Below are 18659 nucleotides of genomic sequence, written 5' to 3' on the forward strand. Positions count from 1 at the left end.
CCCGGCGGGGGCGCGCTGATAATCTGGCCGTCCCTGCGTCGACGCGGGGGGAACCCACGGAGCTCCACCCATGCCTGACACCACCACGCCCGACCGCTACGGCTTCGTCGTCGTCTCGAACCGCCTGCCGGTCGACCGCGTCGTCGCCGACGACGGCACCGCCAGCTGGCAGCACTCGCCCGGCGGCCTCGTCACGGCCCTCGAGCCCGTGATGCGCGCGAACGACGGCGCCTGGGTGGGCTGGGCCGGGCAGCCGGACCTCGAGTTCGAGCCCTTCGTCGACCAGGGCATCGAGATCGTGCCCGTGCCGCTCAGCGCGGAGGAGGTGCAGCGCTACTACGAGGGCTTCAGCAACGACACCCTGTGGCCGCTGTACCACGACGTCATCGCCGCCCCGACCTACCACCGGGTCTGGTGGGAGGCCTACGTCCAGGTCAACCAGCGCTTCGCCGACCGCGCCGCCGAGATCACGGAGGAGGGCGGCACGATCTGGGTGCAGGACTACCAGCTGCAGCTCGTGCCGAAGATGCTCCGCGAGGCCCGCCCCGACGTGACCATCGGCTTCTTCAACCACATCCCCTTCCCGCCGCTCGGCATCTTCTCGCAGCTGCCCTGGCGTCGGCAGATCCTCGAGGGCCTGCTCGGGGCCGACGTCATCGGCTTCCAGCGCGGCGACGACGCGTCGAACTTCTCACGGGCCGTCCGACACCTGCTCGGCTACTCGACCACGCGCCCGTACGTCGAGGTGCCGGTCGACGACGAGGCCGCCGTGGTCTCGCGTCGCGGCCGCAAGGTGCGCCGGGTGCTCGCGAAGCACTTCCCGATCTCGATCGACGCGGCCAGCTACGAGGAGCTCGCGGCGCGGCCCGAGATCCAGGCCCGTGCCCGTGAGATCCGCGAGGGGCTCGGCAACCCGAAGACGGTGATGCTCGGCGTCGACCGGCTCGACTACACCAAGGGCATCCGGCACCGCATGAAGGCCTTCGGCGAGCTCCTCGCCGACGGGCGGCTGAGCGTGGAGGACGCCACGCTCGTGCAGGTCGCCAGCCCGAGCCGCGAGCGCGTCGAGACCTACAAGACCCTGCGCGACGAGATCGAGCTGACGGTCGGCCGCATCAACGGCGACTACGCGACGATGAGCCACACCGCCATCAGCTACCACCACCACGGCTACCCCCGCGAAGAGATGGTGGCGCTGTACCTCGCCGCCGACATCATGCTCGTCACGGCGCTGCGTGACGGCATGAACCTCGTCGCGAAGGAGTACGTCGCCGTCCGCCGCGACAACGACGGGGTGCTCGTGCTCAGCGAGTTCGCCGGCGCCGCCGACGAGCTGAAGAGCGCGCTGCTGATCAACCCGCACGACATCGGCGGGCTCAAGAACACCATCATGCGGGCGATCGAGATGCCGAAGCGTGACCGCACGACGCGCATGCGCTCGCTCCGCCGCCGCGTGCTCGAGAACGACGTCGAGGCGTGGAGCGCCTCGTTCCTCCAGGCGCTCGAGAACGTGCGGCCCGGGCAGCAGATCACGCAGCCGGCGGACGCCGCCGAGACCGAGGGGGGCGACGCGTGAGCGCCGACGACCAGACCCGCAGCACCGGCGACGCCCGCACCGGGGAGGCCGACCGGGCCCTCTCGGACGCGCTCGGCCGTCTCGCGACGACTCCGCGCCTCCTCGTGGCCCTCGACTTCGACGGCACGCTCGCTCCCGAGGTCGACGCCCCGATGGAGGCGCGGGCCCTGCCGGAGTCGGTCGACGCGATCCGCAGGCTGGTCGCGATGGGCGACACCACCGTCGCCCTCGTCTCCGGCCGCGACATCTCCTCGCTGCTCCAGATCGCCGACGTGCCGGAGGAGGTCGTCCTCGTGGGCTCGCACGGGATCGAGGTGCGCATCGACGGCGAGACGACGACCCTGAGCGACGACGAGCAGGCGCGCCGCGCCGTCATCTCCGACGCCCTGCACGGCGCCGCGGCCGGGCGCGAGGGCGTCTACGTGGAGGAGAAGCCCGCGGGGCTCGCCCTGCACACGCGCCTCGCCGACGCCGCCACGACGGAGGAGGTGCGGGCCGCCGTCCGGCAGCGCCTCGCCGACGAGCCCGGCGTGCACGAGCGCGAGGGCAAGAACGTCCGCGAGTACGCCGTGCGGCCCACCGGCAAGGACGACGGCGTGGCGCGGCTGCGCGAGCACTACGACGCGACGGGCGTGCTCTTCGCGGGCGACGACGTCACCGACGAGGACGCCCTGCGCTCGCTGGGCGACGGCGACCTCGGCGTCAAGGTGGGCCCGGCCGAGACCGTCGCGCGGCACCGCGTCGCGGACGCCGAGGCGATGGCCCGGCTGCTCACCGAGCTGGCCGACCTGCGCGACCACCTCGGGCACGCCTGACGACGCCCGCCCCGACAGGGGCCGCGGCTGTCCGCTCGGCGCAGCGTAGTGCCCCCGCGTCGCGCGGGCGGTCCTCCCAGGTGACCGACAGGTAGGGTGGACTCTCCGCCCGACTCCTCGTCGCCGCCCGCCCGGCGCGACCGACGAACTCGACAGCCTGACGGAGGTGCCCCGCGTGATCGTCGCACTCCTGGCCTTCGCGGTCGCCTCGGTCGTCGTGGCCTTCGGCCGCCGACTCGGCACGCGCCTCTTCGTGGTCGCCGCCCTCGTCCCGGCCGCCGTCGCGGTCTACACGGCCACGCAGGGCCCCGCCGTCCTCGCCGGCGACGTCGTCGTCGAGTCGGTGCCGTGGATCCCGCAGCTCGGCATCTCCCTGACCCTCCGGGTCGACGTGCTCGCGTGGGTGCTCGCCCTGGTCGTCACCGGCGTCGGCGCGCTCGTGCTGCTCTACTGCGCGCGCTACTTCAGCCGCGACGACGAGTCGCTGCCGCGCTTCGCCGCCATCCTGGTCGCCTTCGCGGGCGCCATGTACGGCCTCGTGACGAGCGACGACGTCTTCGTGCTCTTCGTCTTCTGGGAGGCCACGAGCGTCTTCTCGTACCTCCTCATCGGGCACTACACGGCCAAGCAGACGAGCCGCGGGGCGGCGCTCCAGGCGCTGATCGTCACGACCGCGGGCGGCCTGGCGATGCTCGTGGGCCTGGTGATCCTGGCCGTGGAGGGCGGCACCTCGTCGCTCGAGGGCCTGGTGGAGTCGCCCCCGACGGGGTCCGCCGTCACCGTCGCGGTCGTGCTCGTGCTCGTCGGGGCGCTGAGCAAGTCCGCCCTCGTGCCGTTCCACTTCTGGCTGCCCGCCGCCATGGCGGCGCCGACCCCCGTCAGCGCCTACCTCCACGCCGCGGCCATGGTCAAGGCGGGCATCTACCTCGTCGCCCGGCTCGCCCCGGGCTACCACGACTCGCCCGGCTGGCAGGAGATCGTCGTCACGGTCGGCGTCGTGACGATGCTCCTGGGCGGCTACCGGGCCCTCCGCCAGCACGACCTCAAGCTCGTCCTGGCCTACGGCACGGTGAGCCAGCTGGGCTTCCTCACGATCGTCGTCGGCTACGGCACGCGCGACGCCGCCCTCGCCGGGCTGGCGCTCCTCGTCGCCCACGCCCTCTTCAAGGCCACCCTCTTCCTCGTCGTCGGCATCGTCGACCACCGGGCGGGCACCCGCGACCTGCGGAAGCTCAGCGGCCTCGGCCGTCAGGCTCCGCTGCTCTTCGTCATCACCGTGCTGGCCCTGGCCTCGATGGCCGGCGTGCCGCCGACGTTCGGCTTCGTCGCGAAGGAGGCCGTGCTGAGCGCGCTCCTCTCGGACGCCGAGCACGGCAGCGCCTGGGGCGTCGTCGCCCTCGTCGGCGTCGTGCTGGGCTCGATCCTCACCACGGCCTACAGCCTGCGATTCCTCTGGGGGGCCTTCGCGCGCAAGGCCGGCGTCGAGCCCGTCGACTTCGTCAAGGAGCACGTCGACTTCCTCGTCTCGCCGGCCGTCCTCGCGCTGCTCGGCCTCGGGCTCGGCGCCGCCGCCGGCGCCCTCGACCCCGTCCTCGCGCTCTACGCCGACACCCTCCCCGCGGTCGAGAGCGACCACGGCCCGTACCACCTCGCCCTCTGGCACGGGCTCGAGCCGGCCCTCGGGCTGACGGCGCTGACCCTCGTCGTCGGCGCGCTCCTGTTCTGGCAGCGGGAGCCGGTCGCCCGCCTGCAGAAGGCGGCCTCGTTCATGCCCCGCGCCTCCGACGGGTACGTCCGCGTCATGACGACCATCGACAGCACGGCGTCGCGCACCACGGCGGCGACGCAGCGCGGCTCGCTGCCCTTCTACCTCGCGACGATCCTCGTGGTCTTCGTGGCGTCGTCGATCGTCACCCTCTCGCTGAACCGGAGCTGGCCGGAGGCGGCCGTCCTGTGGGACTACCCGGCCCAGCTGGCCATCGGCGGCCTCATGGTGATCGGCGCGGTCGCCGCCGCCCGCTCGAACAAGCGGTTCCAGGCGGTCGTGCTGGTCGGCGTCACCGGCTACGGCATGGCGGCGCTCTTCGCCCTGCACGGGGCGCCCGACCTCGCTCTCACCCAGGCGCTCATCGAGACCATCACGCTCATCGCGTTCGTCCTCGTCCTCCGCCGCCTGCCCGCGCGCCTCGGCGAGCGGAACGGTCGCACCCACCGGGCCGCCCGGGCGGTCATCGCGATCTCGGTCGGCTGCGTGATGGCCGCCATCGCGGTCGTCGCCCTCGGCGCCCGGTCGATGCCGACGATCAGCGGCGCGTTCCCCGAGCTCGCGGTGACCGGGGGGCACGGCAAGAACGTCGTCAACGTCACGCTCGTCGACATCCGCGGGTGGGACACCATGGGCGAGATCAGCGTGCTCATCGTCGCGGCCACCGGCGTCGCGAGCCTCGTCTTCCTCACCTCGCGCACCGACATGCTGCCCCGGCCCGCCCGGCGCAGCCGCGCCCAGCGCTTCCTCGCCCGGGTGCGGCCCGAGATGGAGGCGGCGCCCGAGCTGCCCGGGGGCGGCCAGCTCTCGGCGACCGCCGCCGACACCAGCGACGTCGAGGGCGACCGCCGGGCCTGGCTGCTGGCGGGGCGCAAGCTCGCGCCGCAGAACCGCTCGATCCTGCTCGAGGTCGTCGTCCGGCTGCTCTTCCACGCCATCGTCGTGGTCTCGATCTACCTCCTCTTCGCCGGGCACAACCTCCCGGGCGGCGGGTTCGCGGGCGGTCTCGTCGCGGGCATGGCCTTCGTCGCGCGGTACCTCGCGGGCGGGCGGTTCGAGCTCGGGGCCGCCGCGCCCCTCGACGCGGGCAAGGTCCTGGGCACCGGGCTCCTGGTCATCGTCGCGACGGCGGTCGTCCCGCTCTTCCTCGGCGTCGACGCCCTGACCTCGACCTGGGTCGAGGGCGAGCTGCCGTTCTTCGGCCACGTCGAGTTCGTCACCTCGACGTTCTTCGACGTCGGCGTCTACCTCGTGGTCGTCGGCCTCGTCCTCGACGTGCTCCGCAGCCTGGGGGCCGAGGTCGACCGTCAAGAAGAAGAAGACGACCGGGGCGACGCCTCGGTCACCGCGACGACGAAGCAGGGGGCGGCATCGTGAGCGTCTCCCTCGTCCTCGTCGTGGTGATGGCCGCGCTGTACGCGTGCGGCATCTACCTCATGCTCGAGCGCAGCATGACCCGGGTCCTCCTCGGCTTCCTGCTCGTCGGCAACGCGACGAACATCCTCATCCTCGTGATGTCCGGCCGGAGCGGCGAGGCGCCGATCGCCGACGGCGAGGTGCCGGAGTCGTCGTTCGCCGACCCTCTGCCGCAGGCCCTGGTGCTCACGGCGATCGTCATCACCTTCGGCGTCTCCGCGTTCCTCCTCGCCCTGATCTACCGCTCCTGGCGCCTGGCCCAGGAGGACGACGTGGCCGACGACCTCGAGGACCTCGAGATCGGCATCCGCGGGGTGCCCGCCGAGGAGGAGGCCGAGCAGTCCGACGCGGACGACGAGGCCGGGGGTGACACGGAGTTCGGCTCGCGGGCGGAGGCGGCCGTCCCCGAGTCGCCGCACGACCCCGACGACGACGACGCGTGGGACCACGCGCCGCGCGAGAACGTGCCCCTGGCCGACCCGGAGCACGCGCCGCACCACGACCCGCTCCACCCTGAGCGCGCCCGCGACGTGGGCCGCTACCGCACCGACGACGACGACCGCCCGACCGGGCCGAAGGGAGGCCGACCGTGAACGTCGACTTCCTCGTGCCGCTCGTGGTGCTCGTCCCGCTGCTCGGCGCGGCCACGGCGCTCATCGCCACCCGGCGCCCCCGCCTCCAGGCGGTCCTGTCGATCGCCGCGCTGGCCGTCGTCGTCGTGATCAGCGTCGTCCTGCTGGTCGTCGTCGACCGCGACGGGGCCATCGCCGTGCAGATCGGCGGGTGGGAGGCGCCCTTCGGCATCCTCCTCGTGGTGGACCGCCTCGCCGCGCTGATGCTCGTCATCTCGTCGATCGTGCTGCTGGCGGTCTTCGTGTACTCGGTCGGGCAGGGCTCGGCGGACGGCGACGGCGACGCCCCGGTGTCGATCTACAACCCGACCTACCTCATCCTCGCCGCCGGCGTGTTCGACGCCTTCGCGGCGGGCGACCTCTTCAACCTCTACGTCGGCTTCGAGATGCTGCTCATCGCCAGCTACGTGCTGATCACGCTCGGCGGCACGGAGCAGCGCATCCGCGCGGGGGTCACCTACATCGTCGTGAGCCTGCTCTCGAGCGTGCTCTTCCTCGCGTCGATCGCCATGATCTACGGCGCGCTCGGCACCGTGAACATCGCCGACATCGCGCAGAAGATGGACCAGATCCCGCCCGACGTGCAGACGATCATCCACGTGATGCTGCTGACGGCCTTCGGCATCAAGGCCGCGATCTTCCCGCTGTCGTTCTGGCTGCCCGACTCGTACCCGACGGCCCCCGCGCCGGTCACGGCGGTCTTCGCGGGCCTCCTGACCAAGGTCGGCGTGTACGCGATCATCCGCACCGAGACCGTCCTGTTCGTCGAGAGCAACGTCAACGTCTACCTGCTGATCATCGCGCTGCTGACGATGGTGGTGGGGATCCTCGGCGCGGTGGCCCAGGCCGACATCAAGCGGTTGCTGTCGTTCACCCTGGTCAGCCACATCGGCTACATGATCTTCGGCATCGCCCTCGGCACCGTCGAGGGGCTCGCGGCGACGATCTACTACGTGGTGCACCACATCACCGTGCAGACGACCCTCTTCCTCGGCGCGGGCCTGATCGAACGACGGGGAGGCACCGCCTCCGTCCTCCGCCTCGGCGGCCTGCTCAAGGCGGCGCCCGTCATCGGCGTCCTCTTCTTCATCCCGGCGCTCAACCTCGGGGGCATCCCGCCCTTCTCCGGGTTCATCGGCAAGGTGGCGCTCTTCGACGCCGGGGCGCGGCTGCACGACCCGCTCGTCTACGTCCTGCTGGGCGCGGGAGCCCTGACGTCGCTGCTCACGCTGTACGCGCTGATGCGTGCCTGGAACCTCGCCTTCTGGCGTCCCGGCGCCGACGTCGAGGACCACGAGTCGCCGCTCACCGAGCGTCTCGAGGAGGCTCCCGGCCGCACCGTCGTGCAGAAGCGCCGTGCGAACCCCCGCACCATGATCGGAGCGACGGCCGGCATGGTGCTCGTCTCGCTCGTGCTCACGGTCGCGGCCGGCCCGCTCTACGGCGTCGCCGAGCGCGCCGCCGGTCGCGTGTACGGCTCGAACGAGTACGTGCAGCTCGTCTTCCCGACCGGTGAGGGCGACACCGCCTCGGACGACCAGGAGGGCACCCCGTGACGCCGCGCCCTTCCGCCCACGAGGTCGGCCGAAGCCTGCTGCGGCAGCTGCCGCTGCTGGTCGGGCTCGTCGTCCTCTGGATGTTCCTCTGGAACCAGCTGACCGTGCTCTCGGCGGTCACCGGGGTGCTCGTCGCGCTGCTCGTGACGCGCGTCTTCTTCCTCCCGCCGGTGGAGCTCAGCGGGCGGTTCAACCTCGGCTGGGCCCTGGTCTTCGTGGTCCGCTTCCTGGCCGACCTCGTCGTCGCCTCGGTCGAGGTGGCGTGGAAGGCCGTGCGGCCCCGCGGCGTGACGAGCAACGCGATCGTCGCGGTGCAGCTGCACACGCGCTCCGACTTCGTGATGACCCTGGTGGCCGAGGCCGCCTCGCTGGTGCCCGGGTCGCTCGTCGTGGAGGCCGACCGGGAGCGCTCGATCCTCTACATGCACGCCCTCGCCGTGGAGGACGCCGACGGCGTCGAGCAGGTGCGCGCCTCCGTGCTCGGCTTCGAGAAGAGGATCGCCCGGGCCCTCGGCAGCGCCGACGACCTGCGGCGCATCGCCGAGGGCACGCCGGCGACGGAGGACCCGGCGACCGACCCCACGGGCCACGACCGCCTCGTGAACGAGAAAGACAAGGGAGCCGCCTCGTGACCGCCGTCGAGTGGATCGTCGGGATCCTGTTCGCCTTCGCCGCCCTGGCCTCCGTCTGGCGCATCGTCCGGGGGCCGTCGATCCTTGACCGCATGATCGCGAGCGACATGCTGCTCACGACCCTCATCTGCGTGCTCGCCGCCGACATGGTGTCCGGCCACCACACCCGGACGCTGCCCGTCATCATCGTCCTCGCGCTCACCGCCGTCTTCGGGTCGATCACCGTCGCCCGCTACGTGTCGAGGCAGGACCCGTCATGAGCCAGACCGCCTACGACGTCGCCAGCTCCGTCCTCCTCCTCGCCGGGGCCCTGCTCTCCGCCGCGGCGGGAGTCGGCCTGCTCCGCTTCCCGGACGCGCTCTCGCGCATGCACGCCGCCACAAAGCCCCAGATCTTCGGGCTCATCCTCATGCTCGCCGCGATCGCGCTCGACCAGCACACCCTGGCGACCGTCGCCTCCCTGCTCGTCGTCCTCGTCTTCCAGATGCTCACGGCGCCGATCTCCGCGCACATGATCGGCCGGGCCGGGTACCGCAACGGCGACCTGCGTCGCGACCTGCTGGTCGTCGACGAGCTCGACGACGCCGTCGCGAGGGCGGGGGAGGAGCTGGTCGGCGACGGGGAGTCCCTCGCCGACGTCGACACCTCGACCTTGCCGGTCGGGTCGGCCGACGTGCTCGCCGTCGAGATCGAGCGGCTCGACGGGCTCGACGACTCGGAGGGCGACGACGAGGAGCACGACGACCCCGCGCGGGAGCGCGAGCACCAGGAGCGTCGGCACCACGACGCCGATCCCGGCCTGGACTGAGCCGGCGCTCCTCCGCCCTGCCGGGCCGCCGAGGCCTCCGTCCGGGGCGTGGGCGTCGCTGACGGCGGCGGGCCCTAAACTCGACCCATGCCAGTGAAGGACACCCAGCCCGAGGTCGACATCAAGCCGCGCAGCCGCGTCGTCACCGACGGCGTCGAAGCCACCACCTCCCGGGGCATGCTGCGTGCCGTGGGCATGGGCGACGGCGACTGGGAGAAGCCCCAGATCGGCATCGCCAGCAGCTGGAACGAGATCACCCCCTGCAACCTCTCGCTCGACCGCCTCGCGCAGGGCGCCAAGGAGGGCGTGCACGCCGGCGGCGGGTACCCGCTCCAGTTCGGCACCGTCTCCGTCTCCGACGGGATCTCGATGGGCCACGAGGGCATGCACTTCTCGCTCGTGTCGCGCGAGGTCATCGCCGACAGTGTCGAGGTCGTCATGAACGCCGAGCGCCTCGACGGCTCGGTGCTGCTGGCCGGCTGCGACAAGTCGCTGCCCGGCATGCTGATGGCCGCGGCCCGCCTCGACCTCGCGAGCGTCTTCCTCTACGCGGGCAGCGTCGCCCCCGGGTGGGTCAAGCTCAGCGACGGCACCGAGAAGAACGTCACGATCATCGACTCGTTCGAGGCGGTCGGCGCCCACAAGGCCGGCAACCTCAGCGACGCCGACCTCAAGGCCATCGAGTGCGCGATCGTCCCGGGCGAGGGCGCCTGCGGCGGCATGTACACGGCCAACACCATGGCGAGCGTCGCCGAGGCGCTCGGCATGAGCCTGCCCGGTTCGGCCTCGCCGCCATCGGCCGACCGTCGCCGCGACTACTTCGCCCACCGCTCGGGCGAGGCCGTCGTGAACATGCTGCGGCTCGGCATCACCACGCGCGACATCCTCACCAAGGAGGCGTTCGAGAACGCCATCGCCGTCGCCATGGCCTTCGGCGGCTCGACGAACGTCGTGCTGCACCTGCTGGCCATCGCCTACGAGGCCGAGGTCGACCTCACCATCGACGACTTCAACCGCATCGGCGACACCGTGCCCCACATCGGCGACCTCAAGCCGTTCGGCAAGTACGTCATGAACGACGTCGACCGCATGGGCGGCGTGCCCGTCGTCATGAAGGCGCTCCTCGACGCTGGCCTGCTGCACGGCGACTGCCTCACCGTGACCGGCAAGACGGTCGCCGAGAACCTCGCCGACATCCAGCCCGCCCCCCTCGACGGCGAGGTGCTCCGCACGCTCGACGACCCCATCCACGCGACGGGCGGCCTCACCGTGCTCAGCGGCACGATGGCCCCCGAGGGCGCGGTCGTGAAGACGGCCGGCTTCGACGCCTCGCTCTTCGAGGGGCCGGCGAAGGTCTTCGAGCGCGAGCGCGGCGCCATGGACGCCCTCACCGAGGGCCGCATCGTCGCGGGCGACGTCGTCGTCATCCGCTACGAGGGCCCGAAGGGCGGCCCCGGCATGCGCGAGATGCTCGCCATCACGGCGGCCATCAAGGGCGCAGGGCTCGGAAAAGATGTACTACTCTTGACGGACGGACGATTCTCAGGCGGCACAACCGGCCTGTGCATCGGCCACATGGCTCCCGAAGCGGTCGACGCAGGTCCGATCGCCTTCGTGCGCGATGGTGATCTGATTCGGGTCGACATCGCCGCTCGGTCCATCGACCTACTCGTCGATCCCGCCGAGCTCGAGTCCCGCCGCGACGGCTGGGCTCCTCTTCCCCCGCGCTACACCCGCGGTGTCCTCGCCAAGTACGCGCGCCAGGTCCGCTCCGCCGCGGAGGGCGCCGTCACCTACTAGACGATCGTCCCCGCCGCCTCCACCGGGCCCGCGCGACCGTCGTCGGCTGACCTCCGTCACACCGTCCACCACCACGAAGAGGGAACCGCCTCCGATGCCCCACGACACGACCCCGCTGCCCGGTGCCGCCGCGCGCCCGGCGGCCCGCCCCGGCTCCGACGCCCCGGCGCCTCCCGAGGTCCTCACCGGCTCCGGCGCGATCCTCCGGTCGCTCGAGCACCTCGGGGTGACCGACGTCTTCGGCCTGCCGGGCGGCGCCATCATCCCGTTCTACGACGAGCTGATGGCCTCGACGGCGATCCGCCACATCCTCGTCCGCCACGAGCAGGGCGCCGGCCACGCGGCCGAGGGCTACGCCGCGGCCTCCGGGCGCGTCGGCGTCGCCATCGCGACCTCGGGCCCCGGCGCCACGAACCTCGTCACCGCCATCGCCGACGCCTACATGGACAGCATGCCGCTGCTCGCGATCACCGGCCAGGTCTTCTCGACGCTGATGGGCACCGACGCCTTCCAGGAGGCCGACATCGTGGGCATCACGATGCCGATCACCAAGCACTCGTTCCTCGTGACGAAGCCGGAGGACATCCCGGCGACCCTGGCCGCGGCCTACCAGATCGCCAGCACCGGCCGCCCCGGCCCCGTGCTCGTCGACATCACGAAGGACGCGCAGCAGAACAGCGCGCCGTTCGTGTGGCCGCCGGTCGTCGACCTGCCCGGCTACCGCCCCGTGACCAAGGCCCACGGCAAGCAGATCACCGCGGCCGCCCAGATGATCGCCGAGGCGAAGCAGCCGGTCTTCTACGTCGGCGGCGGGGTCATCCGCGCCGGCGCCTCGGCCGAGCTCAAGACCCTGGTCGAGCTCACCGGCGCCCCCGTCGTCACCACCCTGATGGCCCGCGGTGCCTTCCCCGACACCCACGCGCAGCACCTCGGCATGCCGGGCATGCACGGCACCGTGCCGGCCGTGCTCGGCCTACAAGAGAGCGACCTGATCATCGCCCTCGGCGCCCGGTTCGACGACCGCGTCACCGGCAAGGCCGACCTCTTCGCGCCCGGCGCGAAGGTCGTCCACGTCGACATCGACCCGGCCGAGATCTCGAAGATCCGCATCGCCGACGTGCCGATCGTCGGCGACGCGAAGGTCGTCATCCCCGACCTCGCCAGCGCCTACGCCGAGGTGACCGGCGGGCGGAAGCCCGACATCGCCGCCTGGTGGGAGCGCCTCGACGGTCTCCGCGAGCAGTTCCCCCTCGGCTACACCGAGCCCGACGACGGGCTGCTGTCGCCGCAGGCGATCATCCAGCGCATCGGCCAGCTCTCCGGCCCCGAGGCGATCTACGCCTCCGGCGTCGGCCAGCACCAGATGTGGGCCGCCCAGTTCATCCAGTACGAGCGCCCGCACGCCTGGCTGAACTCGGGAGGCGCGGGCACGATGGGCTACTCCGTCCCGGCCGCCATGGGCGCCAAGGTCGCCCAGCCCGACCGCGTGGTCTGGGCCATCGACGGCGACGGCTGCTTCCAGATGACCAACCAGGAGCTCGCGACCTGCGTCATCAACGACATCCCGATCAAGGTCGCGATCATCAACAACTCGTCGCTCGGCATGGTGCGCCAGTGGCAGACCCTGTTCTACGAGGGCCGTCACTCGTTCACCGACCTGAACACGGGCCACGAGACCCGCATGGTGCCCGACTTCGTGAAGCTCGCCGACGCCTACGGCGCCCTCGGCATCCGCGTCCGGACGGAGGACGAGATCGACGCCGCCATCCAGCTGGCGCTGGAGACGAACGACCGCCCGGTCGTCATCGACTTCGTCGTCAGCCGCGACGCGATGGTCTGGCCGATGGTGCCCCAGGGCGTCTCGAACTCCGAGATCCAGCACGCCCGTGCCCTCGCCCCGGAGTGGGACGACGAGGCGCCGGGCAGCAGCGCGTCCGACACCACCCGCGACGGCGACATGACCGGAGAGCACGCATGAGCCACGTCCTGAGCCTCCTCGTCGAGGACAAGCCCGGCCTGCTGACCCGCGTCGCCGGCCTCTTCGCCCGCCGCGGCTTCAACATCGAGAGCCTCGCCGTCGGCAAGAGCGAGCTCGAGGGCTTCAGCCGCATCACGGTCGTCGTCGACGTGGAGGAGCTGCCGCTCGAGCAGGTCACGAAGCAGCTCAACAAGCTGGTCAACGTCATCAAGATCGTCGAGCTCGACTACTCACAGTCGGTGCAGCGCGAGCACATGCTGATCAAGGTCCGGGTCGACAACACGACCCGCTCGCAGGTGCTCGAGGCCGTGACGCTGTTCCGGGCCGCGGTCGTCGACGTCTCGACCGACGCCCTCGTCATCGAGGTGACCGGCGACACCGGCAAGACCACCGCCCTCCTGCGCGTCCTCGAGCCCTACGGCATCAAGGAGATCTCGCAGTCGGGCCTCCTGGCCATCGGCCGCGGCGCCAAGTCGATCACCGACCGCGTCTTCAAGAACTAGGCGGCCCCGGGCTCCCGGCCCGCGCCTCCTGCCGCACGACCCACCGACACGACATCCGTCGACAACCGAGGAGAAGCACCACTGTGACTGAGATCGTCTACGACAACGACGCCGACCTGTCCCTCATCCAGGGCAAGAAGGTCGCCGTCATCGGCTACGGCTCGCAGGGCCACGCCCACGCGCTGAACCTCCGCGACTCCGGCGTCGAGGTCGTCATCGGCCTCAAGGAGGGCTCGAAGAGCCGCGCCAAGGCCGAGGAGGCCGGCTTCACGGTGCACACCCCCGCGGAGGCCTCGGCCTGGGGCGACGTCATCGTCGTCCTCGCCCCCGACCAGGTCCAGCGCCACGTCTACGCCGACGACATCGCCCCGAACCTCGCCGAGGGCAAGGCGCTCGTCTTCGGCCACGGCTTCAACATCCGCTTCGGCTACATCGAGGCGCCCGAGGGCGTCGACGTCGTCCTGGTCGCCCCCAAGGGCCCGGGCCACACCGTCCGCCGCGAGTTCGAGGCCGGCCGCGGCGTGCCCGTCATCGTGGCCGTCGAGAAGGACGCCTCCGGCTCCGCCTGGGACCTCGCCTGGTCGTACTCCAAGGGCATCGGCGGCCTCCGTGCCGGCGGCATCAAGACGACCTTCACCGAAGAGACCGAGACCGACCTCTTCGGCGAGCAGGCCGTGCTCTGCGGCGGCACCTCGCAGCTGATCCAGTACGGCTTCGAGACGCTGACCGAGGCCGGCTACCAGCCGCAGATCGCCTACTTCGAGGTGCTGCACGAGCTCAAGCTGATCGTCGACCTGATCTGGGAGGGCGGCCTGGCCAAGCAGCGCTGGAGCGTCTCCGACACGGCCGAGTACGGCGACTACGTCTCCGGCCCGCGCGTCATCGACCCCTCCGTGAAGGAGAGCATGAAGGCCGTCCTGGCCGACATCCAGTCAGGCGCCTTCGCGAAGCGCTTCATCGACGACCAGGACGCGGGTGCCCCCGAGTTCAAGGAGCTCCGCGCCAAGGGCGAGGCGCACCCCATCGAGGCCACCGGCCAGGAGCTGCGCGCCCTGTTCGCCTGGAAGCAGACGGACTCCGACTACGTCGACGGCAGCGCTGCGCGCTGACGTCGACGTAGTCGACGCACGCTGGCGACATCGGTCGGCTCCGCCGACGGGCGACGGCAGCGCTGCGCGCTGACGTCGACGTAGTCGACGCACGCTGATCCGCGTCCGCTCCGACGACGCCCCCCTCCGACCGGAGGGGGGCGTCGTCGTTGTCGGGGCGACCAGGCGGCCCGTGGCATGATCTAGGGCATGGCGATGAGCAAGAAGGCAGTGCACTTCGGTGCGGGCAACATCGGTCGTGGCTTCGTGGCGCAGTTCCTGCACGCGAGCGGCTACGAGGTCGTGTTCGCCGACGTCAACGACGAGTTGATCGGGCTGCTGCAGTCCCAGTCGTCGTACGAGGTGCACGAGGTCGGTGAGGACAGCCGCACGACCGTCGTCGACGGCTACCGCGCCGTCAACAGCCGCAGCGACGAGGAGGCCCTGGTCGCCGAGATCGCGACCGCCGACGTCGTCACCACCGCGGTCGGCGCCCGGATCCTGCCCTTCGTCGCGCCGGTCATCGCCCGCGGGCTGGCCCAGCGCGACGCGGCGCTGCCGCCGCTCACGGTCATCGCGTGCGAGAACGCCATCAACGCCACCGACTCCCTCGCCGAGGCCGTCCGCCAGGCCGACCCGGCCGACAACGCGGTCTTCGCGAACTGCGCCATCGACCGCATCGTGCCCGAGCAGCCCGCGGGGTCGCTCGACGTCACCATCGAGTCCTTCTCCGAGTGGGTCGTCGAGAGCGGCCCGTTCGGCGAGCACCGCCCCGAGATCCAGGGCGTCACGTGGGTGCCCGACCTCGAGCCCTTCATCGAGCGCAAGCTCTTCACCGTCAACACGGCCCACGCCGCCGCGGCCTACCACGGCTTCGCTCGGGGCCTGGGCAGCATCCGGGAGTCGCTCGCCGACGAGGCCGTCCACGCCGAGGTGCGCGCCGCCCTCGCCGAGACCAAGGCCCTGCTCGTCGCGAAGCACGAGCTCGACGCCGACGAGCAGCAGAGCTACATCGAGAAGAACCTCGTGCGCATCTCGAACCCGCACCTCCCCGACACCACCGAGCGAGTGGGCCGCAACCCGCTCCGCAAGCTGAGCCGCCACGAGCGCTTCGTCGGCCCCGCCGCGCAGCTCGCCGAGCGGGGTCTGCCGAGCGACGCGCTCGTCCGGGCCGTCCGCGCCGCCCTCGACTTCGACGTCGCCGACGACGCGGAGAGCGTCGAGCTCCAGGCACTGCTGCGCTCCGGCCTGCCCGCCGACGAGCTCACCGTGACCCTCACCGGCGTCGAGGCGGGGCACCCGCTCTCCGCTGCCCTGGTGGAGGCGGTCTCCTCCAAGCTCCCGGCATGACCGACCCCCGGCCCTCCGGGTCGGCCGGCCGCCACGACGACCCCGACGCGACCGCGTCCGACCAGACCGACCTCGACCTCGACCTCGATCTCGATCCCGACGCCGACGACGCCGACGACGCGCTCTCCTGGGGCGACGAGTCGGACGCCAGCCACGTCGAGGGTCCCGCGGCCGTGACGCGTGACGACGAGACCGACCCCGACGCTCCCCAGGTCATGAGCAGCGCCTCCCTCGTGGGGCACGGCGTGCTCGGCGGCGTGGCCCTGCTCTCGAGCGTCGGCTGGATCGTCTCGCGCGATCAGTTCCTGATCGCGTTCGGCGGCGGCCTCGTCGAGCACGTGCAGACGACGCTGTGGCTGACCGGCGTCTTCCTCGCCCTCGTCGCCCCGCTGCTCTGGTTCGTCGCGACCATCCTGCTGGTGCCGGTGCAGCACTCCGGCCGCCGCCTGCTCGTGATGGCCGTCGGGGCCGTGCTCCTGGCCCCCTGGCCCCTCGTGATCGGGGGCGGGGCGTGACCGCCGCGCCCGGCGGGGCGACCGCCTCCGCCGCGCCGCGCCGCGCCCGCCGGGGCCCCCGCGTCGGGTTCGTCCTGATCGCCGTCCTCGCCGGTCTGCTGGCCGCCTACGACCTCTCCGAGGCCGTGACCAACCTCGTGCTCGTGCCGCAGGACGTCCGCTACCAGAACAACGCCTTCTTCGACGAGGTCGGCGTGGGCTCGCTCGCCGCGTCGCCGCCCTGGGCCGCGCTCTGGGCCAACGTGCTGCTGCCCCCGGTCGCGTACGTCGTCGCCCTCCTCGTCGCGCGCCGGCGGACGCTCGGCCGGGCGGCCCTCGTCTTCGCCACCGGCCTCGCCGCGGTCGCGGCGGCGTCGCTGAGCCTCACGGCGTACGTGCTCAGCATCTGACCGGGCACGTCGCCGCCGACGACGGCCGCGGACGGCGGCGGGGGAGTCGCGGTGCAGGCCCCCGTGACCGCCGGCGTCATCTGCGCCTGGGCCCTCCGACGAGTCGCTAGAGTGACCAGCAGCCGCGCCCACGGCGCGTCGCGGCGTTCCTCTGCACCCTCTCGTTAGGACCCTGTCTCCGTGGCCAAGCCCGTCGTTCTGATCGCTGAAGAGCTCTCACCCGCCACCGTCGAGGCCCTCGGCCCCGACTTCGACGTGAGGAGCGTGGACGGCACCGACCGGCCCGCGCTGCTCGCCGCCCTCGCGGAGGCGAACGCGATCCTGGTCCGCTCCGCGACGCAGGTCGACGCCGAGGCCATCGCCGCCGCGCCGCACCTCCAGGTCGTGGCCCGTGCGGGCGTCGGTCTCGACAACGTCGACATCAAGGCCGCCACGACGGCGGGCGTCATGGTCGTCAACGCGCCGACGTCGAACATCATCTCGGCCGCCGAGCTCACCGTCGGCCACATCCTCAGCCTCGCGCGCCACATCCCCGCCGCGCACGCCGCGCTGGCCCAGGGGCAGTGGAAGCGCTCGAAGTACACCGGCGTCGAGCTGTTCGAGAAGACCGTCGGCATCGTCGGGCTCGGGCGCATCGGCGCCCTGATCACTGCGCGCCTCCAGGCGTTCGGGGTGAACGTGGTCGCCTACGACCCCTACGTCACGCCGGCCCGTGCGCAGCAGCTCGGTGTCACCCTGCTCTCCCTCGACGAGCTGCTGGCCACCGCCGACTTCGTCACCATCCACATGCCGAAGACGCCCGAGACGACGGGCATGATCGGCCTCGAGCAGATGAAGGCCATGAAGCCGACGGCGTTCGTCGTCAACGTGGCCCGCGGCGGCCTGATCGACGAGGCCGACCTCTACACGGCCCTGACCACGGGCGAGATCGCCGGTGCCGGCCTCGACGTCTTCACCTCGGAGCCCCCCGTCGACCAGGCGCTGCTCGGCCTCGAGAACGTCGTCGTCACCCCCCACCTCGGCGCGTCGACGGACGAGGCGCAGGAGAAGGCGGGCGTGTCGGTCGCCAAGTCCGTCCGCCTGGCGCTCGGCGGCGAGCTCGTGCCCGACGCTGTCAACGTCGCCGGCGGCGTCATCGACCCGTACGTGCGCCCGGGCATCCCGCTGCTCGAGAAGATCGGCCAGGTGTTCGCCGGGCTCGCCGACTCGCCCCTCACCAGCATCGACGTCGAGGTGCGCGGCGACCTCGTCGAGCACGACGTCAGCGTGCTCAAGCTCGCGGCCCTCAAGGGCGTCTTCACGAACATCGTCAGCGAGTCGGTCAGCTACGTGAACGCGCCGCTGCTCGCCGAGCAGCGCGGCATCACCGTGCGGCTGCTCACCGACCCGACGAGCGAGGAGTACCGCAACGTCCTGACCATCCGCGGCTCGCTCAGCGACGGCGGCCAGATCAGCGTGTCGGGCACCCTCACCGGCACCAAGCAGGTCGAGAAGATCGTCGAGATCAACGGCTACGACGTCGAGGTGCCGATCGCGGCGCACCACCTCGTCATGGTCTACGGCGACCGCCCCGGCATCGTCGCCGTCTACGGCAAGGAGTTCGGCGACGCCGGCATCAACATCGCGGGCATGCAGATCGCCCGTCGCAGCGCGGGCGGGCAGGCCCTCAGCGTCCTCACCATCGACAGCCCCGCTCCCGACGAGCTGCTCGAGACGGTGCGCGTCGCCATCGACGCGCAGCTGCTGCGCGAGATCGACGTGACGCTCTAGCTCCGCCGGAGCGTTCCCCGTGACGGCGCCCCGTCTCCCGGTCGGGAGGCGGGGCGCCGTCACGCG

At 71.8% G+C, this 18659-nt stretch carries 16 protein-coding genes; all 16 read left to right on the forward strand.

Translation table 11 applies throughout. From position 1 onward, the window contains the following. Positions 1-70 precede the first annotated feature (70 nt). The gene (gene otsA, locus IFT45_RS05280) at positions 71-1576 is read left to right on the forward strand and encodes an alpha,alpha-trehalose-phosphate synthase (UDP-forming) (RefSeq protein ID WP_056053476.1); all 1506 of its coding nucleotides are present in this window, start codon (positions 71-73) and stop codon (positions 1574-1576) included. Further along, entirely contained in the window at positions 1573-2391 is an 819-nt protein-coding gene (gene otsB, locus IFT45_RS05285; RefSeq protein WP_192127056.1) for a trehalose-phosphatase, read from the forward strand. The genes otsA and otsB overlap by 4 nt, the downstream gene beginning before the upstream one ends. Before the next feature lie 175 nt (positions 2392-2566). Further along, complete coding sequence (locus tag IFT45_RS05290) at positions 2567-5533, forward strand: Na+/H+ antiporter subunit A (protein WP_192127058.1); 2967 nt, start codon at positions 2567-2569, stop codon at positions 5531-5533. Beyond that, positions 5530-6165, forward strand: a complete 636-nt coding sequence (locus IFT45_RS05295) for a Na(+)/H(+) antiporter subunit C (RefSeq protein ID WP_056053479.1) — start codon at positions 5530-5532, stop codon at positions 6163-6165. The genes IFT45_RS05290 and IFT45_RS05295 overlap by 4 nt, the downstream gene beginning before the upstream one ends. After that, positions 6162-7760, forward strand: coding sequence for a Na+/H+ antiporter subunit D (locus tag IFT45_RS05300; RefSeq protein WP_056053483.1), 1599 nt, complete (start codon positions 6162-6164; stop codon positions 7758-7760). The genes IFT45_RS05295 and IFT45_RS05300 overlap by 4 nt, the downstream gene beginning before the upstream one ends. Next, positions 7757-8392 carry a Na+/H+ antiporter subunit E gene (locus IFT45_RS05305; RefSeq protein ID WP_185232006.1) on the forward strand — a complete coding sequence of 212 codons (636 nt, stop codon included), beginning with the start codon at positions 7757-7759 and terminating at the stop codon, positions 8390-8392. Before IFT45_RS05300 ends, IFT45_RS05305 begins: the two co-directional genes overlap by 4 nt. Continuing rightward, positions 8389-8652 (forward strand): monovalent cation/H+ antiporter complex subunit F, encoded by a 264-nt coding sequence (locus tag IFT45_RS05310; RefSeq protein WP_056053489.1) that lies wholly within the window; start codon positions 8389-8391, stop codon positions 8650-8652. The genes IFT45_RS05305 and IFT45_RS05310 overlap by 4 nt, the downstream gene beginning before the upstream one ends. Further along, positions 8649-9200: a monovalent cation/H(+) antiporter subunit G gene (gene mnhG / locus IFT45_RS05315; RefSeq protein WP_082514284.1), complete on the forward strand. Its 552-nt coding sequence runs from the start codon at positions 8649-8651 to the stop codon at positions 9198-9200. The genes IFT45_RS05310 and mnhG overlap by 4 nt, the downstream gene beginning before the upstream one ends. Positions 9201-9287: 87 nt before the next feature. Next, a complete protein-coding gene (gene ilvD / locus IFT45_RS05320) occupies positions 9288-11000 on the forward strand; it encodes a dihydroxy-acid dehydratase (RefSeq protein ID WP_056053492.1) in 1713 nt (570 codons plus the stop codon). Positions 11001-11094: 94 nt separating this feature from the next. After that, complete coding sequence (locus IFT45_RS05325) at positions 11095-12978, forward strand: acetolactate synthase large subunit (RefSeq protein WP_192127060.1); 1884 nt, start codon at positions 11095-11097, stop codon at positions 12976-12978. Further along, the gene (ilvN, locus tag IFT45_RS05330) at positions 12975-13481 is read left to right on the forward strand and encodes an acetolactate synthase small subunit (RefSeq protein ID WP_056053495.1); all 507 of its coding nucleotides are present in this window, start codon (positions 12975-12977) and stop codon (positions 13479-13481) included. Before IFT45_RS05325 ends, ilvN begins: the two co-directional genes overlap by 4 nt. An 83-nt stretch (positions 13482-13564) precedes the next feature. Further along, a complete protein-coding gene (ilvC, locus tag IFT45_RS05335; RefSeq protein ID WP_192127062.1) occupies positions 13565-14590 on the forward strand; it encodes a ketol-acid reductoisomerase in 1026 nt (341 codons plus the stop codon). Positions 14591-14785: 195 nt separating this feature from the next. After that, positions 14786-15919, forward strand: a complete 1134-nt coding sequence (locus IFT45_RS05340) for a mannitol-1-phosphate 5-dehydrogenase (protein ID WP_056055759.1) — start codon at positions 14786-14788, stop codon at positions 15917-15919. Then, positions 15916-16434, forward strand: coding sequence for a hypothetical protein (locus IFT45_RS05345; protein ID WP_192127064.1), 519 nt, complete (start codon positions 15916-15918; stop codon positions 16432-16434). The genes IFT45_RS05340 and IFT45_RS05345 overlap by 4 nt, the downstream gene beginning before the upstream one ends. Next, the gene (locus tag IFT45_RS05350) at positions 16431-16823 is read left to right on the forward strand and encodes a hypothetical protein (RefSeq protein WP_192045479.1); all 393 of its coding nucleotides are present in this window, start codon (positions 16431-16433) and stop codon (positions 16821-16823) included. Before IFT45_RS05345 ends, IFT45_RS05350 begins: the two co-directional genes overlap by 4 nt. Positions 16824-17003: 180 nt before the next feature. Then, complete coding sequence (gene serA, locus IFT45_RS05355) at positions 17004-18593, forward strand: phosphoglycerate dehydrogenase (protein WP_056053508.1); 1590 nt, start codon at positions 17004-17006, stop codon at positions 18591-18593. The last annotated feature ends 66 nt before the right edge of the window (positions 18594-18659 follow it).

The organism is Frigoribacterium sp. CFBP 13707, assembly GCF_014842245.1.
Taxonomy (GTDB): Bacteria; Actinomycetota; Actinomycetes; order Actinomycetales; family Microbacteriaceae; genus Frigoribacterium; species Frigoribacterium endophyticum.